This window comes from Guptibacillus hwajinpoensis (genome assembly GCF_001039475.1).
Classification (GTDB): Bacteria; Bacillota; Bacilli; order Bacillales; family Guptibacillaceae; genus Guptibacillus; species Guptibacillus hwajinpoensis.
Genome location: NZ_LELK01000001.1, coordinates 1,881,514 through 1,901,394 on the forward strand (window position 1 = coordinate 1,881,514; position 19,881 = coordinate 1,901,394).

The window sequence follows — 19,881 nt, forward strand, 5'->3', positions numbered from 1 at the left end:
GCTTTAAGAGGAGTAGTTGATTTACACTCCTACCCGCTTTCCAGGGCGGACGGTTTAAGAAAACAGCTGTGGTACTTTATCTATTAATGTCACAATGGCTAAATAAGCTGTGATGGCAAAGACAAAACCACCGAAAATCGTCAACCACATCGGATGCTTGTAGTCACCTACAATTGACTTCTTGTATGCAGCAATTAACAGTGTTCCCAAAGCAACTGGCAGAATTAACCCGTTAAAAGCACCTGCAAGAATCAGCAATAGGACCGGCTTACCGATAAATGTAAAAATGATTGTCGATACAACGATAAATCCGATCGTGACGCCTGAATGATGACGATCCACCTTTTTCGATAACGTTCGTAGAAAAGAGACGGACGTATAAGCTGCTCCAACTACGGATGTAATCCCAGCTGCCCATAATACAATCCCGAACATTTTATAGCCAATTGCGCCTGCAGCCTGTTGGAAAACAGATGCAGGTGGATTAGACGGATCTAATTTGAAACCTGTCGCTACAACACCTAATACCGCTAGAAACAGAAAGACACGCATAATTGAAGCAATTAAAATTCCAGAAACCGAGCTTTTCGTTACTTGATGAAGGTTTTCTTTTCCTGAAATACCCGCGTCCAGCAAGCGATGCCCTCCAGCAAATGTAATGTAGCCGCCGACCGTTCCACCTACTAATGTAATAATGGCAAAAACTTCAATTCGATCTGGTGCAAATGTGTGAACGATTGCGTCTCCAACCGGTGGGTTACTTTGAAATGCTACATAAAGTGTAAGTAGAATCATTAATCCACCAAGAATACGTGCAATTTTATCCATCGCTACTCCTGCTTCTTTAGACAGGAAGATTCCAATTGTTATGACGCCAGTAATTGCTGCTCCAATTCGTGGGTCAATCCCAAACAATACATTCATTCCAAGTCCAGCGCCACCAACGTTCCCTATATTAAAGGCAAGTCCACCGAGCGCTACTGCAAATGCTAGAAAGTACCCGAGTCCAGGTACGACCATATTTGCGATATCTTGTCCTCTTTTTTTCGATACAGCAATAATCCGCCAAATATTCGCCTGTACTCCGATGTCTAAGATAATGGACATTAAAATTACGAATCCAAAGCTTGCGAGTAACTGCTCAGTAAAGACAGCTGTTTGTGTTAGAAATCCCGGTCCAATTGCGGATGAACCCATTAAGAATGCAGCGCCAAGAATAACACCCCATTTGCTTTTAGTTGGACCGTTCTCTAGTGGTTCAATTGGTTTATTATTTTCCATTCCCATCAAATACCCCCTTATGAGTATCATTCAACTTTTAGCTGAAACGATACAAATGATCTCTTCCCTCTACAATATCACGTAATTTTCAGATAAATTTATCATATTCCGCACAAAAAAACCGCCCGAATTGGGCGATTTCGCTCACGTTATATTATATTTCTCGATTCTACGCTGTAATGCATATCGACTAATACCCAGTAGCTTCCCAGCTTGTGTGATATTCCACTTTGATTCCTGTATTGCTTTCTCGATATATTTCTTTTCAATTGATTCGATATGATCTTCTAATGAAAACAACTCATCAAAAACAACATCATCAACGGGCTTTGAGCCTTCGACATTCCCTTCAACAGGATTAAGAAAATCAAAGTGATGAGCAGCTAGCTCTCTTTCTTGATGTAAAATAGCTATTCGTTCGATTGTATTCTTGAGCTCCCTCACGTTTCCGGGCCAGTCGTAATGTAATAACCGCTTCTTTGCATCTGCTCTAAGAATTGGAGTCTCTTTTCGCATTTGCTGACAGAATTCATCTAGAAAATGCTCGGTTAACATCAAGATATCGCGATCTCTATTACGCAAAGGAGTTAATTTAATCGGGACAACATTCAATCGATAATACAGATCCGACCGAAACTCTTTCTCCTCAATCATTTCTTCAAGTGAACGATTTGTAGCAGCGATCACACGTACATCCATTTCAATATCATGAACGCTACCGATTCGCTTGATTTTCTTGTCTTCCAAAAAGCGCAGAAGCTTTACTTGAATCTCAAGGGAGAGATCGCCAATTTCATCTAGGAAAAGAGTTCCACCATCTGCCCATTCCATTAAGCCAACTTTTGGCTGAGAATGATCGGATACACTATTTTTCTCTCGACCAAACAATTCAATCTCAATTAAGTCTGATGGTATACTTGCACAGTTCACTGCAACAAACGGTCCTTCAGCTCGTTTACTTTGCTGATGAACGCTTCTTGCTACGAGCTCTTTCCCTGTTCCTGTTTCGCCTCTGACAAGAACCGTCGTATCATTGCTTTCCGCTATAAGTGAAATTTTCGCTTTCAATTCATTCATTTGTTCACTTTCACCAATCATACGAACAAGCTTTGTTCGACGTTCTTCTTCTCTGTACCGTTCAACTTCTTTCTCAAGATGATGCTGCTTAATCCACTTTTCAAGCGTGATTTTCAGTTCTTCTAGCTCAAACGGCTTTGTTAAGTAATCAAAAGCACCTTCTTTAATCGCTCGCACAGCCGTTTTGGCATCACCGAATGCCGTCAACATCATAACTGTCATTTCTGGATAGCGTTCTTTCATATCATGAAGAGAATCAAGACCGTTTCCGTCAGGCAATCGAATATCTAACAACAGCACCTGTGGACTGAATTCATCAATTAACCTATATCCTTCTTCAAGTGTAGCGCCCGTTCGTACATCATAGCCTTCATCTTCTAAGAACATTTGTAGGGTTAGACGTAGAGTTGTTTCATCATCAACTATTCCTACTCTTACAGCCAATTAAATCTCCTCCTCTCTTGATGGAAATGTTAGATAGAACGTTGTCCCTTTTCCAGGTGTGCTTCTCACATCAATTTCTCCATTATTCTGGACAACAAGCTGGTGAACAATAGATAGTCCTAGACCCGTTCCTTCAGCACGTGTTGTATAAAATGGATCGAATATTTTCTCGATCACATCATCACTCATACCAATCCCAGTGTCTGTTATCGTAATCGTTCGATCATTCTCCGATCCATGACAATCAATCGTAAGATCTCCACCTTCAGGCATCGCGCTCATCCCATTAATCATTAAATTCAAGAGAATTTGACGAAGATGATCTCGATCAACCATTAGTTCAGCATTACTTTCAACCTGATGCAATCGAACATTTTTCTCGTTCGCGATTCTTTCCATCACTACAAAAAGCGATCGAACAACGTCATCCACTCTAACAACTGTTGGAGCGGCATTCATTGGACTAGAGAATTGAAGCGTGTTTGTTATAATCTTATTTAATCGATCGATATCAAGCAGCATGTTTTCTGTTAACGTTAACTGGTCATCACTTAACTCCAACCTTCGAATGAGTAGTTCAGTTGTCGCTTTAATCCCTGCGAGTGGATTGCGTATTTCATGAGCTATTCCAGATGCCATCTCGCCTAATGAAGCTAACCGAGACATCCGCTCAACACGCAGCTCTAATTTCCTGCGGTGCGTAATATCTTCGAACGTCATTATGGATCTCTTGCCAGATCCTCCTATTACCATATAGTTTACCGCATAATAGACTTTCTCTTCGTTTACCTTATGGTCCCATATCTCTTCTTCTCTCTTACTTGTTTCATGAATTGTGAATTGTTTAACACGTCTCTCAAGAATAGCATCGTTATTCATCATCTTGTGAGCCGCTTTATTATAAACCGATTCGGACCCCTTTGTAATAAGAACCATACCAACGTGCACGCTATTTAGAATCGTTTCATTGAGCTGTTTGATTTTATCAATTTGGATATTCCGCTCATCAAGTGTTTGAACCATTTCCTTTAAAGACGTTGATAGGACACCAATTTCATCTTTACGCGTTTCTTTTATATCAAGATCTTTAACCTGTCCTCCCAATGCTATTTGCTTACAGAAATCAGCCAAATTTTTGATAGGCTTTGAAAGATTATAAGAAAGTATAATCGTGAACTGTACAGCAATGATACCAGTAAAAATACTAATCAATAGCGTGTATTTTTGAATATCTGGAAGAGACCCTGAATAAAAAGAGAACTCAATAGGAGAATAGAGCGTCCAATTCCAATCCTCCAGCTGTTCTATTAATACTTTACGCTCAACAAACCAACTACTTTCTGCTTCACCGTTATACCAATCGAGCTCAGCAGAATTAGTGACTTCTCCATCAGACGTAAGTTCACCCTTCTCATCTTCTACATACAAACCATTCGTTTCATAAATCATCATCTTGATAAGTGCTTTTGCATCTCCTTCACTCATCGTACCGTTCTGCACTCTGTTAGCTAAATTCTCAGCATACCGATCCAAGCTTTTAAGATGTTCACTAGCCGTTGCCTGTTTGAACTGTTTATCTGATTGATAACTTGACCACATTGATACGGCTCCAATGATAAAGCTTGGTAGGAGAACAATAATAAGAAACGGGACTAGAATTTTACGTTCTATAGAATGACGCATTAAAACGGCCTCCTTTCAGAAAGAAGAGGAATCCAGCTACCACGATTGATGGTAATACTGGATGATAGGCAGGCTGTATTTCCTTAGGAATAAGGAGAAACGCTAGTACGTAAGCCAAACATCCACCGAATGTCGAAAGGAGAGCGTTTTTTCTAGACGCTTTTGTATATAAACCTCCATATAAAGGGAAAAACAAAGAAACAGCAATGATTCCCCACACGTGTCCACTAAACTGGACGATCCCTTTCGGAGGTGTAAAAGCGATAAGGAGTGCAAGAGTAGCAAAAACGAAAATAACCCATCGCGTCCAGGAAATGATTTTGCTATCATGCGATTTCTGCTTACGAATTGGAAGTGTAATGTCATAAACGAAGCTACTCGCCATAATTAATAGCTGAGAGTTAGCCGTTGATATCGCTGCCGCTACAACGCTGATTAACAAAATGCCTTTCCATGGTGTTTGAAGCAAGTATGTAATAATGTACGGATAAATTTCATCGGTATTCGTAAATTGAAGGTCTGGATCTAGTATTCTTGATCCGATACCAATAACAAAGATCGAGAAATAGATTAAGACGAGGAAAAACGTACTAAGAAAAATCATCTTCAAAGCTACATGCTTTGAACGAGAGGATAGAATGCGTACAGCATACTGAGGATTCGCAGCTACACCAAGTCCTAATGAAAAGAAGGCACTTAATAACGTCCAAAATGGCAAACCGCCCTCAGGGAATAGGGCAAGATAAGCATCAGCTCCTCTATCTCCAAACGAAGCAAAACCTGTGACAACTCTCGAAACCCCACCGATTTCATTAACAACCAATATAGCACCAAGAATTGTTCCAAAAACTATTAAACAGAAATGAAAAATATCTGTTCGAGCAACAGAGTGAAGTCCACCAAACGTTGTGTATAAAACAAAGATATAAATTAAAAACACGCTAACCATATAGGGCACTTCTAGCATTTCGCTTACGACAATTCCAAAGCCTCGAATTTGGATTACTACATACAAAAGATAGCTAATGCTAAGAACGATACCAATCCACACTTGAAGCAGCTTCGATTGATAACGAATGAGGAAAAACTCTGGTACAGTAACGACGTTATATGTATAAAGTTTGGAGGATAGAAAGAATAAGCCAACAATTCCCAGTAACCACGCAATAGCGGTTGTCCAAAGGACAGACACACCTCCTTCGTAGATTAACCCTGGTAAACCGAGAAGCGATGCAGCACTAAACCACGTGGCGCAAAAAGAGGCAATACTAGGAAATAACGATAGATTTCGCCCAGCAAGAAAGTATCCTTTTAACTCATCTGTTTTATCAAATCCGTGTTTCCCGAGAATTAAGATGACAATTGTATAAAGTAGGAAAACCCCTAAATAAAGCAATTCATCCATATTCGTCCCCCTTTCACCTCTTCATTCGTTCAGATTTCATTATATACAAAAAAATAGACGTGAACCAAGTATGGTCAGAGGAATCTAAGTCAACGCTTGATAAATGCATTCGCTTAGAGGGGTATTTTCGTAGAGCTTCGTGCCTAAATATAATGGGATTTTTTCAATACAAAAGCAGACCAACAATCCCAAATAGACCGCTACACGTTTGTATAGCGGCCTTCTCGTAAGTTCGTTAAGTTAACTGATGGAGAAATCGTTTAAAAGCTTTTTGTCCAGCTTCATCACGCTTAAACACCCCAGCGTGTTCTAGCACCTTAGAAAAAACAAGACCCATTTCTTGTTTCAATAGATCTACTAGCTTGTCATCTATATTCTTATATTTCGCTACAACCCTTTTCGCCCAAGGTACATGCTTCGAAACAATCGCATCTTCAGCAGCTTGATCCAGTTCGTTATTCTTGATATAACGAGCTAGAAGCTCCATTTCTTCAACAAGACGCCCAGGCAGAACCGCAAGCCCCATCACTTCAATTAACCCGATGTTCTCTTTCTTCATATGATGGACTTCTTCATGAGGATGAAAAATACCCATTGGGTGCTCCTCATTTGTTCGGTTGTTTCGCAGAACGAGGTCGAGCTCATAATAGTCATCTCTCATTCTCGCAATCGGTGTAATCGTATTATGATTTTCTCCATCAGAATAAGAGAGAATATCAACCGCGTCATCTGAATACGTTCGCCATGAAGAAAGAATGGTTTCGCCTAACTCAGTGAGCCGCTTTCGATCTTCGCCTCTTAAGCGAATAACCGACATAGGCCAATTGACGATCCCCACCGTCACATCGCTAAAGCCTTCCACTTGAATTTCTTCTTGAATCGTTGCTTTTGCCATTGGGAAATCATGATGACCGCCCTGAAAATGGTCGTGGTTTAAAATCGATCCGCCTACAATTGGAAGATCTGCATTCGATCCGACAAAGTAGTGTGGAAATTGTTCTATAAAGTGAAGAAGTCGATCAAAACCGTCTTTTGAAATCGTCATTGGACGATGTTGTTCGGATAAAATAATGGCGTGCTCATTGTAATAGACATAAGGGGAATACTGGACATACCAGCTCTCCCCTTCTAACTCAACTGGAATAATGCGGTGCTGATCCCGTGCAGGATGATCAAGTCTTCCTGCATACCCTTCATTTTCTTTACAAAGCAAGCACTTAGGATAAGTTGACGCTGTATTCGATTTTGCAGCTGCTATGGCTTTCGGATCTTTCTCAGGTTTTGATAAATTGATCGTAATTTCTAAATCACCATAATCCGTTTCACTGAACCAGTGAACGTTCTTTGCTATGCGATTTGTACGAATGTAATTCGAATCCTTTGAAAGCTGATAGAAATAATCTGTTGCAGTGATCGGACCTTCCGTATTGTATAACTCATAAAATGTACCGATCACTTCTGACGGTCGAGGAACAAGTGTGTTCATTATCTTCGGGTCAAATAAGTCTCGTTCCGTCACGGTATCTTCTTCGATCAGTTCTTTATCAATTGCATAATTCAACATCTTTTCAATGATTGGAACAGGCGTCTCTAACCGCTCTTCTTGCGGGATGGGAAGTTTAGTTTCACCATCTAACTCGAAAAGGTGATACAGCGCGTTTCGAACATAATCAACATCCCATCTTGCTATCATATTTTTCTGTAAACCAAATTGAATGAGTCGTTCGATTTGAAGTTCAATCATTGTAAATTCTCCATTTTTCTTGCGCCATCACCGATCTCTACCACATAAAACGCTGCCTCAAGATTCGTTTGCTTCTTATATAATTCACCAACATTTGCAATAAACTGATCTACCTTCTCATTATCTACAATACTGATCGTACAACCACCAAAACCAGCTCCTGTCATCCGTGATCCGATGGCTCCTTCTTCCCATGCCGCTTCCACCATTGCATCTAATTCTTGTCCAGTAACTTCATAGTCATCCCGTAAGGAAACGTGTGATTCGTTCATCAATCGTCCGAATGATTCCATATCTCCATCGTTTAAGTAGTTAACGGCTTTCATCGTTCGCCGATTCTCATAAACAGCGTGCCGAGCGCGCTTTTGTGCAAGTGGATCTTGAATAAGATGTTTATTCGCTTCAAATTCTTCTTCCGTCAAATCGCCAAGTGATGCAATAGCGAGCTTCTTCTGTAATGCGATTAACGCTTCTTCACATTGATTTCTACGCTCATTGTATTTCGAATCCGCAAGTCCGCGTCGCTTATTTGTATTAGCAATAATCAATGACTGATGAGATAACGTAATCGGCGTTTCCTTGTATTCTAAGGTGTCACAATTAAGAAGAAGTGCATGATCTCGCTTCCCCATTCCAATCGCGAACTGATCCATGATTCCACAATTCACTCCAACGAATTCATTCTCTGCTCTTTGTGACAGCTGAACCATTTCAACCATTTCGATGGATAGTTGAAAGAGGTCCTTTAACACAACAGATGTCACAAGCTCGATTGAAGCGGAAGAGGACAGTCCTGCCCCGTTCGGGATATTTCCATAAAATGCAATATCTACGCCAGTTGGAATGGTGTAACCAACTTGATTAAACATGGCGATTACACCTTTCGGATAATTCGCCCAATCATGTTGATCCACATACGCTAAGTTAGATAGGGAAGACTCAATGATACCCAGATTTTTAAAGTTCATTGAGTATAACCGCACAACATCATCATTCCTCTTTCTCGCAACAGCGTAAGTACCAACACTTAATGCGCACGGAAACACATGACCTCCGTTATAATCTGTGTGTTCTCCAATTAAATTAACGCGTCCTGGTGCGAAAAATGCGGCCTCCCCTTTTGTGCCGAATTTTTCGTTAAATACATGTTCTAGCTCTCTCATGACTTATCACCTCTACCTTGATCTATTCCTGTAAGCACAAATACGTGTGACGAATAGTCTCCTGACTCCTCTAGTCCACCAGTTTGTGACCCATCGTAACCGCTTGACAGCTGAAGTCCAGCACTCATGAGCTCATCTCCGAAGAAAGTTTCTTTATACCCGCTCACACAATACTCCTGCTCTTTGTCCAGTCCATGTAAAAGCAGTCGCTTAAACCCTGGATTTGGTTCAGCTAGAACCTGATAATACCCGACAATCGCTTTCTTTTGATCCTGGGATACGACCATCCAGCTTGTCTCATTTCCTCCATTTTGAAATGGACTGAGCAATCTGAAGAATGTTCCATACTGAAGCAGTGTGCGGTTTTCTTTGTACCAGTCAATTTGATGTTCCATTTGGTTGAGTTCATCATCGCTCATTTTTGTTACGTCTAGCTCATACCCAAATGCACCGAAATAAGCTACATTTGCTCGCGTATCAAGTGTTGTAATACGTTTTACTTGATGATTTGGAACAGCGGACACATGAGCACCCATACTGCTTAATGGATACACCATCGACGTTCCGTATTGAATGCTTAGCCGCTCAATGGCATCTGTATCATCACTTGTCCACCCTTGGGGGGCATAGTAAAGCATTCCTGGATCAAATCGAGCCCCTCCACTTGCACACGATTCAAATAGCACATGTGGAAACGCCGCTATCAGACGTTCATATAGATCATAAACACCAAGAATATAGCGGTGTGGCACTTCAGCCTGCTGATCGGAGTGCAACTGTAGCGAACCAACTTCTGTCATGTAGCGGTTCATATCCCATTTCACATATTCAATGTTCGATTCCGTTAGGAGTCCTGCCATTCGTTCATATATATAATCCACAACTTCAGAATTAGTGAAATCCAGGATAAGCTGATGTCGCCCAATCGAATGGCTACGTCCCGGCACTTGTATAACCCATTCCGGATGCTTTCGATATAACTCACTTTCTTTTGAAATCATCTCTGGTTCGAACCAAAGCCCAAACATCATCCCAAGATCATTAACCTGACTCACAAGAGTTGGCAAACCGTTTGGTAGCTTTGCAGAGTCAACGAACCAATCCCCTAGGGAAGTTTTATCATCATTTCGCTTACCGAACCAGCCATCATCAAGAACAAACAGCTCTACACCTGTCTCTTTCGCTTTTCTAGCTATATTCAGTAATTTATCTTCGTCAAAATCGAAATACGTAGCTTCCCAGTTATTTAGGAGAACCGGACGTTCAGCATCTCGCCATACCCCACGTGCTAGGCGACTTCGATACAGTTCGTGATAGGTTCTGCTTAATTCATTTACTCCATTAGGTGAATACGCCATTACAACTTCAGGCGTTTGGAAATGTTCTCCACCATTTAACTTCCAAGAGAAATCAAATGGGTTAATACCCATCGTTACTCGTGACGTATGATAGTGGTCCACTTCTACTTGTGCTGAGAAGTTTCCACTATATACAAGACTAAATCCGTAAACTTCCCCATTATGTTCCGTTGTCATCGGACGCTTCAGAGCCAGAAACGGATTGTGCTGACTACTACTCGTTCCTCTCGTGCTCTGAATACTTTGCACCCCAGGCATAAGGCGTCTTTCATGAATATGCCTTTCACGTGACCACGAACCTGAAAGCTGAAGCATTTCATAATCTGCATCAGGGAAGTCAACCGAAGCAGAATGCGCTCGCTTAATCTCATGAGTTAAATCCCCATTATTCTTAAAGGAAGAGGATCGAACAATCACATCGCGATCATGGTAAACCGTATACATAAGTGTTAACGCTAAATTCGTATAGGCATCTTCTAAATAGATCAATAACGTCTCCGCCTCATCTTCTTTCTCTACGTAAGTTGCAGGGAGCGAAGGAAGTTCTGGCTTTCCTTTCACGAGTTCAAATGAACGATAAGTGAAGTTCGATATTCTACTACCATCTGGCTGCTGAATTTGAAAAGCAGGCTCTCGATAATCTGACGTTCCGTAGCCTGGGTATTCCTGCTTAATCAAATCGAGGGAAAACGAGGGATCCTCTTCTATGTAAGAAGATGCAACCCGTGTCTCTCTCTTCGATAAGTGACTAAAGTCTGCTCGATCGCGTAGCTTTTTTCCATAGTATAGCTGTCCGATCTGGCCATTTTCCATCACATGAAAAATATAGCTTACATTTTGACCTTGTAGATGGAACTGCAAAAGATCTTTATTCATCATTACTGGCATAGTCGTAACCTCCGAACGTTTTTCGAAAACGTTTCCATTTAAGTGATTTCTTATCCACCTTTAGTTTAGAAAATTGGACCCTTACCTTCAATGGTAAATAAAATTAGAATTATTGCCTTTTCTTGCTTAGACATAGCCTCACTCTTAAGCTAAGCTAGTTAATAGAAAGTAATAGACATCCTGTATCTATTTAAATTAATTGCACTATTTTGCTTATGAAGGAGAATTACTATGGAAGAAAAGCCAACATTATATGGATCCTACGGGTATCGTTTTTCAGATCCAATGCTTCAAGGCCTTGCTCAAATTTGGTCGCTCGGTTGGGATGAGCAAACTTCTTCTCTTTATGATTGGGATGGAACAAATCGCAGGGACACTGGGAAGTATATTTTTCAATACACCATCTCCGGAAAAGGGTGTATTGAAATCGATGGGCTTACGCATGAACTCACACCTGGCCAGGGCTTTATCGTTAATATCCCTGGGGATTATCGCTACTATCTACCAGACGATAGCGAGCGCTGGGAGTTCATCTACCTCACACTATACGGTGATGTGGTGGAGAGATATTGGAACGATATTCAGAAGGAAATTGGACATATCATACACTTCCAACCCGATTCTGAGCCTGTTCTTTACTTATTAAATTTGTTTGAAATGGCAGCATCACAACAAATAGCGAATGCTCACCAGGCCTCAGGATATGCGTATCAATTTACAATGAAACTCTTTACCTATTGTTCAAATCTTGAGAAGAGACTTTCTCAGTGGCCAGAAGCGATTGTAGAAGCATCGATGTATGCGATGAATCATTACGGAGAAGAAATCGGACCAGATGAAATGGCAGCTTCATCCGGTATGTCTCGCTACCATTTCACGAGGCAATTTAAGCAATATACAAATCAGACGCCCATTCAATATTTAACCGATATTCGCATCAAGAAAGCGAAGGAACTCCTGCTAAATACGAAATATTCTTCAGAAGATATCGCCGTACTGATTGGATATAAGAATGCGAATTATTTCAACAAAGTGTTCAAAAAGGTAACCGGTACGTCGCCTGGAAAGTATCGATCAAGTACAAATTTATCACTCTAACCTTGGAATAAAGACAAAACAGGACCGCATTGGCGGTCCTGTTTCATTAGGAGACTTCAATTGTAACCGAACGTTTGTCATAATTAATGGTCATGCTTTTCCCAGATGCTACAAAGTTCTCTAATACGTCTTTTGAAAGCTGAAGTGCAAACTGCGTTCGTTCAAGCTTCTCTATATCAGCTGGATCTTTAAGATCAAGCTTTTCGTCTAGATCGTGAACTTGTGATTGTAACTTTTCTAATGATTCGTATACGCTATGATATAGCGATTCGATTGGCTCACTCGCCTTACTCATCACACATCATTCCTTCATTTCATTTGACATTGCACCTATTATATCAAATGGAAGTAGAAGGGAACATTACGAAATGATTCCAATTGGTGAAAGTAGAATATAAATTACAATCATTGCTACTGAAGCTGCTATCCCTACTGGATAAAGAAGCTTCCACGGTGACATATCTACCTTCGCATTTTCTTCAAGTTCGAAATCTTTATCACGTGGTGCAATTTTACCAATGACTAACATTAGAGTGGTACATGCTACAAACAAGATGCCAAGGATGTGTAAGAAGTGGATCCCCGTGTCCCAAACAAGCTGCGTCATAGCGTATGTTGAGATAAATACAAACAGCGCTATTTTCGCTGCAATCGAAGGAACTCGTTTAGTTAAATAACCTACTATTAGAATGGTAAAAATAGGAACGTTATAGAATCCATTCACAATCTGTAAGTATTGAAAGAATCCCTGAGGCACTTTATCAATTAGTGGCGCGATGCACATTGCAAATAGCGCCAGTATAATTCCTACAAACTTCCCTTTTCGAACAACTACCCGATCAGGTGCTTTTGGATTAAAGTAAGGTTTATAGATATTTAGTGCAATCAATGTAACAGATGAGTTAAGCGCTGAGTTAAAGGATGAAAGAATTGCACCGAACAGAACTGCAGCGAAAAATCCTACAAGCGGCTTTGGCAATACTTCTGTCACAAGTCGCGGATAAGCATCTGTTGGTTCAAGACCTGGCCCGAACATATTATAAGCGATAATTCCAGGCAAGATAAGGAAGACTGGACCTAGCAATTTCAAGAACGCTGCAATCAGTACGCCCTTCTGTCCTTCCTTTAAGTTCTTTGCCGCAATCGCACGCTGCATAATATGCTGCGCTGTACCCCAGTAGAATAGGTTAACAAGAAGCATTCCTGTGAACATCGTACCAAAAGGTACAGGACTGTTCTCATCTCCAACCGAATTTAACTTCTCAGGAGAATTTTCTACGATCGTGTTGAACCCGCTGAAAATGGATCCATCACCAAGAACATACAAGCCGATAATCGGAATCATCAACCCACCAATAAGCAAGCCAATGCCATTGATTGTATCCGATACGGCAACCGCTTTAAGACCACCGAAAATCGCGTATATAGCCCCAATAATACCGATTGCAAACACGGTAACATACAGACTAGCAATTCGACCTAAGCCTAGTATCTCAGGGATTTCGAACAATCCATTAAGCGCAACCGCACCAGAATACAAAATGGGAGGAAGCAAGTTGAAAACGTATCCAAAAAGAAATAGAATGGTAACAATTTGCTTTGTTCCAAAGTCATATCGCTCTTCTAGAAAATCAGGAATTGTAGTAATTCCACCCTTAAGATAACGTGGAAGTAAGAAGAAAGCGACAATCACTAACGAAATCGCCGATCCTACTTCCCAGCCCATCACAGCGATCGTATCGGAATAGCCTTGTGCATTTAAACCTACTAACTGCTCTGTTGATAGATTTGTCAGCATTAGCGAGCCAGCAATAACCCATGCCCCTAGACTTCTCCCTCCTAGAAAATAGCCGTCCTGTGTTTCCAAGTTTTCTTTTCTCGTAAACAGGTAAGAAATTAATGCCACCATACCTGTAAAGAATAGAAATGAACCTATTGTAAATATATTCATCGCTGCCTCTCCTTCTGTAAGCGGAATCAAAGTTTCGCACAAAATTATGTATGCGTTTTATTGTCTGTGTATCATTTTATACCTCTACTTGTAAGCGTTTCAACGGTAAAAAAACCAGGAATTATTGCACTTTTTTGCTATTTCTTAAAAATAAACACAAAAAAAGCCGCTTTCCAATAGCGGAATAGCGACTAAATGCAGGAATTCAAAATGTTAACAAGAAAAAGGTAGTATCCCTATTATTCTGGAGGTTCAACATGAAACAGTTTCTTTATAAACTCTCATTAATACCAGCTCTATTGGAAGAAAGCAATTGGACTGAGAAAGAAAACAGCATCGTAGCAGAGCATTTCCATTCGCTTCAGCAACTGTTAAAGAATAATACGCTAATCATGGCGGGTAGGACAACCAATAACGATCCATCCTCTTTTGGAATCGTAGTTATTCAAGCGTCTTCAGAAGATGAAGCAGAAAAGCTCATGAGAAATGACCCCGCCGTTCGTAACGGGATCATGACCGCTGAGCTATTTCCTTATCAGGTTGCTCTCTATAATGAAGAATTCACAGTAAAGCAGACTTCATAACGTCTGCTTTACTAAAGAAATTGCACCATATGTTCTTCATCTAGAAAGGTGCCTTTCACATATAATGCTTTCTCTTCAATTAGAATCGTTTTGAATCCAAAGCTTTTGTATAATGTCTTTGCACGTTCATTCGTCGTTACAACAGACACACTTAACTTCTATAGACCATCCAAATTCCTCGCAAAGTCTAGCACGTGAGACAGTAAATCACGTCCTACCCCTTTACCTCGTTGCTCTGGTGTCACATAAACAGCGAAGAGATCGGCTTTATGGCGAACTTTCATTCCACTACCTCTAACTAGCGTAACGACTCCAACAAGATTTTTTCCTTCAAAAGCGCCAAACGTGAAACCAGATTTCATGTTTCTAGCCGTTTGTTCAATAGGATCGTCCTTTTGAATCGCTTCTTCATAGCTTGCGGCATAGGCTTCTGGATTTTTCTTTAAAGCTTCTAACCTTAACTCATAATAAGCTTCTGCATCGTCGGCAGTTAGACGTCTAATTTCCATGCTTTTCTCCCTCTCTCAGTTAACCAATTAATTTCTTGATGAACGTTTTACATCTCTCATCAATTTCTTCTTTATCATAATCAAGCGTTGCTACATGATAACAGATCATTCGCTATAAAATAACACATTCCTATTTAATCCAGTGAACATTACGATGTTTAACTTACCTGTTTCAGTGGAACATATTACCTGGATATAACTAACAGGAGGAATTTAACAGTGACTGATCTTAGAACAACTGACAGAAAATCAAACCAACAAAAACAGTCTTTCATTCAACGACTATTGGACCGTGGCGTTTATAGATTAAAAGATAAACAATTATACGAATGCACAATCGAAGAATTACAAGCACTAATGGGGCAAGTTGATATGAAATAATACCTGCAGAGAAAGGGAACTCCTCTGCAGGCTTTTTTATTGTTGGATAAAAGTTTGGATATCTCGTAAAAGGAGTGCGTCGCTCCAATGCACGTAATGGCCACCTTCCACTGAACGATACGTGATAGGAAGATTCGTTTTCTTTAACTTTTGAATATGCTTTCGGGTTCTTCGCGCTTCCTTTTGATCCATTCCTTTAAATGTTGCCTACGCAAGATAGGTAGGAACATGCAACTGTTTCCATAACCTTTTTTGATTCAAATGATAGAACCCAAACATTAGATTAAGAGAATCACCAGACATGCTCACCTGGTCTTTAATGGCCAACCGAACATACTCCGATTCCTCAATAGATACGGCTTTACAAAATGCATCAACTTGATCTTCAAGCTCTCTGTCACCTGAACTAAAAAAGCTCGCCATTCTCTCAGTAAAAGGCTTGCCAATGGTCCTAACCATTACATTCATTAGCGGAAAAGCGATTGCAAATGGTCCGAATTCAGATACTGGAACTCTAGGAAATGGCTTATGCCCTTGGTCAAGAAGAACTAATTTATCTACTCGTTCAGGGTAATGCACTGCAAAGCTAAGGGCCATCGCGCCACCAAGTGAATGGCCTACAACTACAGCTTGCTTTATCTCTCTAGCATCAAGATAATTCTTTATCCAATCTGCCATATCAATCGAGGACACTCGCTCTTCGAATCCAGATCCTCTTCCCATTCCAGGCAGATCAAGCATGTGAGTTTCATAGTGTTCTTGTAACTGGTGTGCGATATTCATTCCCTCATTGCCCGGAAACCCTCCGGCAGGTAGAAAAACAAGCGACTCTCCCTTTCCTATGCGCTCAACATAATACTCAAATTCGCCATCAACCATCGTTCTTTGGCCAGTCTTTCGCAAGCATGCTGTAGACAATATGATCATAGAATTCATCGTTTACTAGTTCGATCTGGCGGAGGATGCCCTCCTCTTGAAAACCTAGACGTTCAGGGATCGAACGGCTTTTCTTGTTTCCTGATGCAGCGCGAATTTCAATTCGATTGAGTCCGATATCTTGAAAACCATAGGTAACAATTGCCCGACAAGCGTCAGTTATGATCCCCTTTTTTTGATTTTTTTCACTAAGCCAGTAGCCGATTGATGCATACCGATGTGTCCGATTCACTTCGTTAAATCCAACCGTTCCAACAAGCTCCTCTTGATAAATAATCGCTAGCGTTTTCGGGTAACCACCTGTTTCAATCACGCCATTTAATGTGCCCTTAATCCACTCTTTCGACGCTTCAACGTCCGTGTTGAAATCCACCCACGCTAGCCACTCTTTCAAGTGATCACGTGATTCATTAATTAAATGATAGAGTGGTGCAGCATCGTCTATTGTGTACATTCTTAAATAGAGATCTTCATTAACCTGGTATTTAAACATGTGTCTTTTCCTCTCTCTTCCTTTGATGACTGAATGAATTCTTATGTAGTTAACCTTCTCTTAATTAATCGAATTTGACCTCGATGACTAATCTCATCTTCCATGACATGAAACCATTTGAAATAGTGATTTGCTCGTTCATCCCATCCAAACGGGGTAACACCCTCGAGCCAGTCATCGTCCTTTTTGCGAAATTCATCACGTGTTTGCGCACGCACGAAACTAAGTTCACTCCAATAGTAATCAAGGTCATGTCCATGTACCTCCCGCTTCGCTCTCTCATCGAGATTAAGTCCTACGCTAAGCTCATTCCATTCGGCATCATTCATTTCACGTTCCTCGAACGTCATGATTTGAAAAGCTTTTTCAGTTGCTGCCATATGCTGAAGGAGCATCCCGATCGAATTCCCTTTTTCGTCAAGCTTGAAATCTAGCTGCTCGATCGTTAATCCTTTAATCTCTTCCTCTGTTGTATGTCGCACATAGTCCATCATTGAAATTAGCCTGCCAATTTCAGGTGTGAATCCTTCTTTTTCACCTATTAAACAAAGGCTATGGTCATTCTTCATGAAACATCCGCCTTTCTTATCCTTTTTTATCCATCCTTAACTACTTTCTTTTTTCGACTCATGAATTCCTCTTCTATTCCTTACTTTCACGAAAAAAGGTTCCTACCCGTTGAAAGTTGTCAATTTGAGTAGGAACCTTGCTTGTATTTAGTTGGGTTTAGACAATAAAATGAGCTTTTGGACAATATAATCGAATTTTGGCTCATATCTTTCGAATTCGGCTATTAAATCCGCGTTTTGGACAATAAACCTTTGTTCCTCATCAAAACGAAATGCTTAAGGCTGCATCTCAGCAAAAACCTTCTTCACTTTACCAGTAATATCGTGACTTGATGCATCCTCAACCATCATCGCAATAAGTAAGTCTTTGCGATCTGTGTTATAAGCGACGAACAAACCGTTTTCCTGACCGGTTTCTTCACCCGCTCCTTTTAATTCAGCAGTACCTGTTTTCCCTGCAATCGAGATGCTTTCTACTACAGGTTCATGAGCCGTTCCTTCAGGACTCGATACAACTTTTGAAAGAGCATCATTCACTACTGATGCAACCTCAGGCGAAACGACCTCTACTATCTCGGGAGAATCTTCATCTTTTTTGAGAATAGGCTTAATCATTTGCCCTTCATTCGCAAACGTTGTATATGTCATTGCCAGGTGGTATGGCGAGATCTGCAGCTGCCCTTGTCCATAGCCGGAGTCTGCTAATAAGATATCACTCTCGCTTAATGCTTTCGTTGAAACAGAAGAGTTCTCAGTAGGGAACGGGAAGTCTACTTTTTGACCGATGAGAAATGACTCAAGACCTTTTTGGAATTTCTCAGCTCCAAGATCAAGCGCTTTGCGTGCAAAGTAGATATTATCTGAATGCATGAGCGCTTCTTCAAGGTCTACTTCTGGATCAGCAGGCTTCACGCGTGTCACTTTATATCCGCCCCAGCTTGAGTCAGCTCCCCACTTCAAACCATCAATTTCCTCTACCGCATTCGGATCAAGATCGCCATCGCGAAGTGCGATCGAAGCAGTCAGCGGCTTGATCGTTGAGCCAGGTGAATACGTCTTGTTAAATTTCGCTGAAAATGGGAGATCTTTATTATCAGCTAACTTTGCATACTCGCCTTCATCGAATCCAAGTGTAAAATCATTTGGGTTATAGGAAGGTGAGCTTGTTAAAGCAAGCGTCTCACCTGTTGTTGGATGAAGCGCAACCGCGGTTCCAGAATCTTTTCCAATCTCCTCAAATAACTTCTGTTGGACAGTTCCATCAATCGTTACTTGAACGTTCTCGCCATCAACTCTTTCCTTACTGGCGATCACTTTCTTGGGATCTGCTCCCTTCACTTCAATGGACCATCCTGTTACACCATGAAGCTCGTCTTCATATACTTGTTCAAGGCCAGCTTTTCCAATGCTCTCATAGCTTGAGTAGCCTTTTCCTCCATACTCCTCAAGATCTTCTTTCTGCATCTGGCGGATATAACCTGTTAAATGAGCAGCACTTTCACCAAAAGGATAGATCCTCTCAGTCGTATCGTTAATCTGCACTCCCGTAATTTCTTGAGCATCAGTAATAAGCTCTTCCTCATTTTCCATGACGCTTTTTAACGGAACGAACTGTGTTGGATCAGACTGCACCCAACCCTGATTAAGCTCTTTCTCAATATCCTCTACGCTAATCTTCAAAGTCTCACTTAGCTCATTCACAATCTTATCTTGCTCTGATTCAATCGTTTGTGGTACAACACCAATTTGTTTTACCGTACCGTTGACTGCTAATCCTTCACCGTTTCGATCGGTAATTTCACCGCGTACTGGAACAGCAGAACGAATCGCTACCTCATCGCCTTCTTCTAATTCCTTAAAAATAAACGAAGGATCCCAGTTCACGCCAAAAGAGTCGCTGTCTTCTCCTTCTGTCAGAACAAGCGTTGCTTCATGATCAAATGCAACTTCGCCAGCTAGTGTTTCCATCGACACTGAAAAGGGGAACGTCACTTCACCCTCTTCATTAGGCTCAGGTTCTTCTTCAGGTTTTTGAAAGCTTACTTTCAACTCTTTAACTTCCACATCTCCGTAAATAGACTTATATCGTTCAACAAAATCTTCTTTAGAAAGCTCCTTTTTCGCAGCTGGAGATAATTGGTCGTACATGCTACTAAACTCTTGTTTATTCCAATCCTTCACGTATGTATCGAACGCATCAACCGCTGATGGTTGATCCGAACATCCTGCTAGAAGCAACAAAAATAGCCCCATCGCGATAAGTGATTTTAGTTTCACACTCATCCTCCCTCTCATTTTCTATTATTTTCCTACTATT

The 19,881-nt window shown here is 40.9% G+C and carries 18 protein-coding genes; 3 read left to right on the top strand and 15 right to left on the bottom strand.

All coding sequences use genetic code 11. From position 1 onward, the window contains the following. Positions 1–54: 54 nt before the first annotated feature. From AB986_RS09435 to AB986_RS09465, 7 genes are all read right to left on the bottom strand, one after another. Complete coding sequence (locus tag AB986_RS09435; protein ID WP_048311045.1) at positions 55–1,281, bottom strand: NRAMP family divalent metal transporter; 1,227 nt, start codon at positions 1,279–1,281, stop codon at positions 55–57. Positions 1,282–1,425: 144 nt separating this feature from the next. Next, on the bottom strand, positions 1,426–2,802 hold the full coding sequence (locus AB986_RS09440; protein ID WP_053216104.1) for a sigma-54-dependent transcriptional regulator: 1,377 nt from the start codon (positions 2,800–2,802) through the stop codon (positions 1,426–1,428). Continuing rightward, positions 2,803–4,485, bottom strand: a complete 1,683-nt coding sequence (locus AB986_RS09445) for a sensor histidine kinase (RefSeq protein WP_048310574.1) — start codon at positions 4,483–4,485, stop codon at positions 2,803–2,805. Then, entirely contained in the window at positions 4,463–5,890 is a 1,428-nt protein-coding gene (locus AB986_RS09450) for a sodium:solute symporter family protein (protein ID WP_053216105.1), read from the bottom strand. Before AB986_RS09450 ends, AB986_RS09445 begins: the two co-directional genes overlap by 23 nt. 235 nt (positions 5,891–6,125) lie before the next feature. After that, positions 6,126–7,634 carry a UDP-glucose--hexose-1-phosphate uridylyltransferase gene (gene galT, locus AB986_RS09455; RefSeq protein ID WP_048310575.1) on the bottom strand — a complete coding sequence of 503 codons (1,509 nt, stop codon included), beginning with the start codon at positions 7,632–7,634 and terminating at the stop codon, positions 6,126–6,128. Next, the gene (locus tag AB986_RS09460) at positions 7,631–8,797 is read right to left on the bottom strand and encodes a galactokinase (RefSeq protein WP_048310576.1); all 1,167 of its coding nucleotides are present in this window, start codon (positions 8,795–8,797) and stop codon (positions 7,631–7,633) included. The genes galT and AB986_RS09460 overlap by 4 nt, the downstream gene beginning before the upstream one ends. Further along, positions 8,794–11,043, bottom strand: a complete 2,250-nt coding sequence (locus tag AB986_RS09465; protein ID WP_048310577.1) for an alpha-galactosidase — start codon at positions 11,041–11,043, stop codon at positions 8,794–8,796. The genes AB986_RS09460 and AB986_RS09465 overlap by 4 nt, the downstream gene beginning before the upstream one ends. A 231-nt stretch (positions 11,044–11,274) precedes the next feature. Between AB986_RS09465 and AB986_RS09470 the strand changes: the two genes are divergently transcribed. Further along, positions 11,275–12,141 carry an AraC family transcriptional regulator gene (locus AB986_RS09470; RefSeq protein ID WP_048310578.1) on the top strand — a complete coding sequence of 289 codons (867 nt, stop codon included), beginning with the start codon at positions 11,275–11,277 and terminating at the stop codon, positions 12,139–12,141. Between the two features lie 46 nt (positions 12,142–12,187). Here the strand turns inward: AB986_RS09470 and AB986_RS09475 are convergent, their stop codons facing one another. Together AB986_RS09475 and AB986_RS09480 are read right to left on the bottom strand one after the other, a co-directional pair. Then, positions 12,188–12,436 (bottom strand): hypothetical protein, encoded by a 249-nt coding sequence (locus AB986_RS09475; protein ID WP_048310579.1) that lies wholly within the window; start codon positions 12,434–12,436, stop codon positions 12,188–12,190. 66 nt (positions 12,437–12,502) lie between these two features. Next, entirely contained in the window at positions 12,503–14,092 is a 1,590-nt protein-coding gene (locus tag AB986_RS09480) for a solute:sodium symporter family transporter (RefSeq protein WP_048310580.1), read from the bottom strand. 257 nt (positions 14,093–14,349) lie between these two features. Here AB986_RS09480 and AB986_RS09485 point away from each other — a divergent pair, with 257 nt between their 5' ends. After that, positions 14,350–14,676, top strand: a complete 327-nt coding sequence (locus AB986_RS09485) for a YciI family protein (protein WP_048310581.1) — start codon at positions 14,350–14,352, stop codon at positions 14,674–14,676. 11 nt (positions 14,677–14,687) lie between these two features. Here the strand turns inward: AB986_RS09485 and AB986_RS22710 are convergent, their stop codons facing one another. Both AB986_RS22710 and AB986_RS09490 read right to left on the bottom strand, forming a co-directional pair. Further along, entirely contained in the window at positions 14,688–14,825 is a 138-nt protein-coding gene (locus AB986_RS22710) for a GNAT family N-acetyltransferase (RefSeq protein WP_236690339.1), read from the bottom strand. A 9-nt stretch (positions 14,826–14,834) separates the two neighbouring features. Then, on the bottom strand, positions 14,835–15,185 hold the full coding sequence (locus AB986_RS09490) for a GNAT family N-acetyltransferase (protein WP_236690340.1): 351 nt from the start codon (positions 15,183–15,185) through the stop codon (positions 14,835–14,837). 219 nt (positions 15,186–15,404) lie between these two features. Between AB986_RS09490 and AB986_RS22060 the strand changes: the two genes are divergently transcribed. Next, positions 15,405–15,566, top strand: coding sequence for a Fur-regulated basic protein FbpA (locus AB986_RS22060; protein ID WP_236690341.1), 162 nt, complete (start codon positions 15,405–15,407; stop codon positions 15,564–15,566). A gap of 207 nt (positions 15,567–15,773) precedes the next feature. On the opposite strand, the gene AB986_RS09495 is transcribed toward AB986_RS22060, so the two are convergent. The 4 genes from AB986_RS09495 to AB986_RS09510 all read right to left on the bottom strand — a co-directional run bounded on the left by AB986_RS09495 (position 15,774) and on the right by AB986_RS09510 (position 19,841). Continuing rightward, the gene (locus AB986_RS09495) at positions 15,774–16,493 is read right to left on the bottom strand and encodes an alpha/beta fold hydrolase (protein ID WP_236690342.1); all 720 of its coding nucleotides are present in this window, start codon (positions 16,491–16,493) and stop codon (positions 15,774–15,776) included. Beyond that, the gene (locus AB986_RS09500) at positions 16,438–16,995 is read right to left on the bottom strand and encodes a GNAT family N-acetyltransferase (RefSeq protein WP_048310582.1); all 558 of its coding nucleotides are present in this window, start codon (positions 16,993–16,995) and stop codon (positions 16,438–16,440) included. The genes AB986_RS09495 and AB986_RS09500 overlap by 56 nt, the downstream gene beginning before the upstream one ends. 41 nt (positions 16,996–17,036) lie before the next feature. Continuing rightward, positions 17,037–17,564, bottom strand: coding sequence for a DinB family protein (locus tag AB986_RS09505; protein WP_048310583.1), 528 nt, complete (start codon positions 17,562–17,564; stop codon positions 17,037–17,039). 276 nt (positions 17,565–17,840) lie between these two features. Next, positions 17,841–19,841 (bottom strand): penicillin-binding transpeptidase domain-containing protein, encoded by a 2,001-nt coding sequence (locus AB986_RS09510; protein ID WP_053216107.1) that lies wholly within the window; start codon positions 19,839–19,841, stop codon positions 17,841–17,843. Between the last annotated feature and the right edge of the window lie 40 nt (positions 19,842–19,881).

What these genes read in the sequence shown, in the direction of transcription:
- AB986_RS09435 (WP_048311045.1), bottom strand. Translation starts at nt 1,281, where the DNA reads ATGGAAAATAATAAACCAATTGAACCACTAGAGAACGGTCCAACTAAA.
- AB986_RS09445 (WP_048310574.1), bottom strand. Translation starts at nt 4,485, where the DNA reads ATGCGTCATTCTATAGAACGTAAAATTCTAGTCCCGTTTCTTATTATT.
- AB986_RS09450 (WP_053216105.1), bottom strand. Translation starts at nt 5,890, where the DNA reads ATGGATGAATTGCTTTATTTAGGGGTTTTCCTACTTTATACAATTGTC.
- galT (WP_048310575.1), bottom strand. Translation starts at nt 7,634, where the DNA reads ATGATTGAACTTCAAATCGAACGACTCATTCAATTTGGTTTACAGAAA.
- AB986_RS09460 (WP_048310576.1), bottom strand. Translation starts at nt 8,797, where the DNA reads ATGAGAGAGCTAGAACATGTATTTAACGAAAAATTCGGCACAAAAGGG.
- AB986_RS09465 (WP_048310577.1), bottom strand. Translation starts at nt 11,043, where the DNA reads ATGCCAGTAATGATGAATAAAGATCTTTTGCAGTTCCATCTACAAGGT.
- AB986_RS09470 (WP_048310578.1), top strand. Translation starts at nt 11,275, where the DNA reads ATGGAAGAAAAGCCAACATTATATGGATCCTACGGGTATCGTTTTTCA.
- AB986_RS09475 (WP_048310579.1), bottom strand. Translation starts at nt 12,436, where the DNA reads ATGAGTAAGGCGAGTGAGCCAATCGAATCGCTATATCATAGCGTATAC.
- AB986_RS09480 (WP_048310580.1), bottom strand. Translation starts at nt 14,092, where the DNA reads ATGAATATATTTACAATAGGTTCATTTCTATTCTTTACAGGTATGGTG.
- AB986_RS09485 (WP_048310581.1), top strand. Translation starts at nt 14,350, where the DNA reads ATGAAACAGTTTCTTTATAAACTCTCATTAATACCAGCTCTATTGGAA.
- AB986_RS09490 (WP_236690340.1), bottom strand. Translation starts at nt 15,185, where the DNA reads ATGGAAATTAGACGTCTAACTGCCGACGATGCAGAAGCTTATTATGAG.
- AB986_RS09495 (WP_236690342.1), bottom strand. Translation starts at nt 16,493, where the DNA reads ATGATCATATTGTCTACAGCATGCTTGCGAAAGACTGGCCAAAGAACG.
- AB986_RS09500 (WP_048310582.1), bottom strand. Translation starts at nt 16,995, where the DNA reads ATGTTTAAATACCAGGTTAATGAAGATCTCTATTTAAGAATGTACACA.
- AB986_RS09505 (WP_048310583.1), bottom strand. Translation starts at nt 17,564, where the DNA reads ATGAAGAATGACCATAGCCTTTGTTTAATAGGTGAAAAAGAAGGATTC.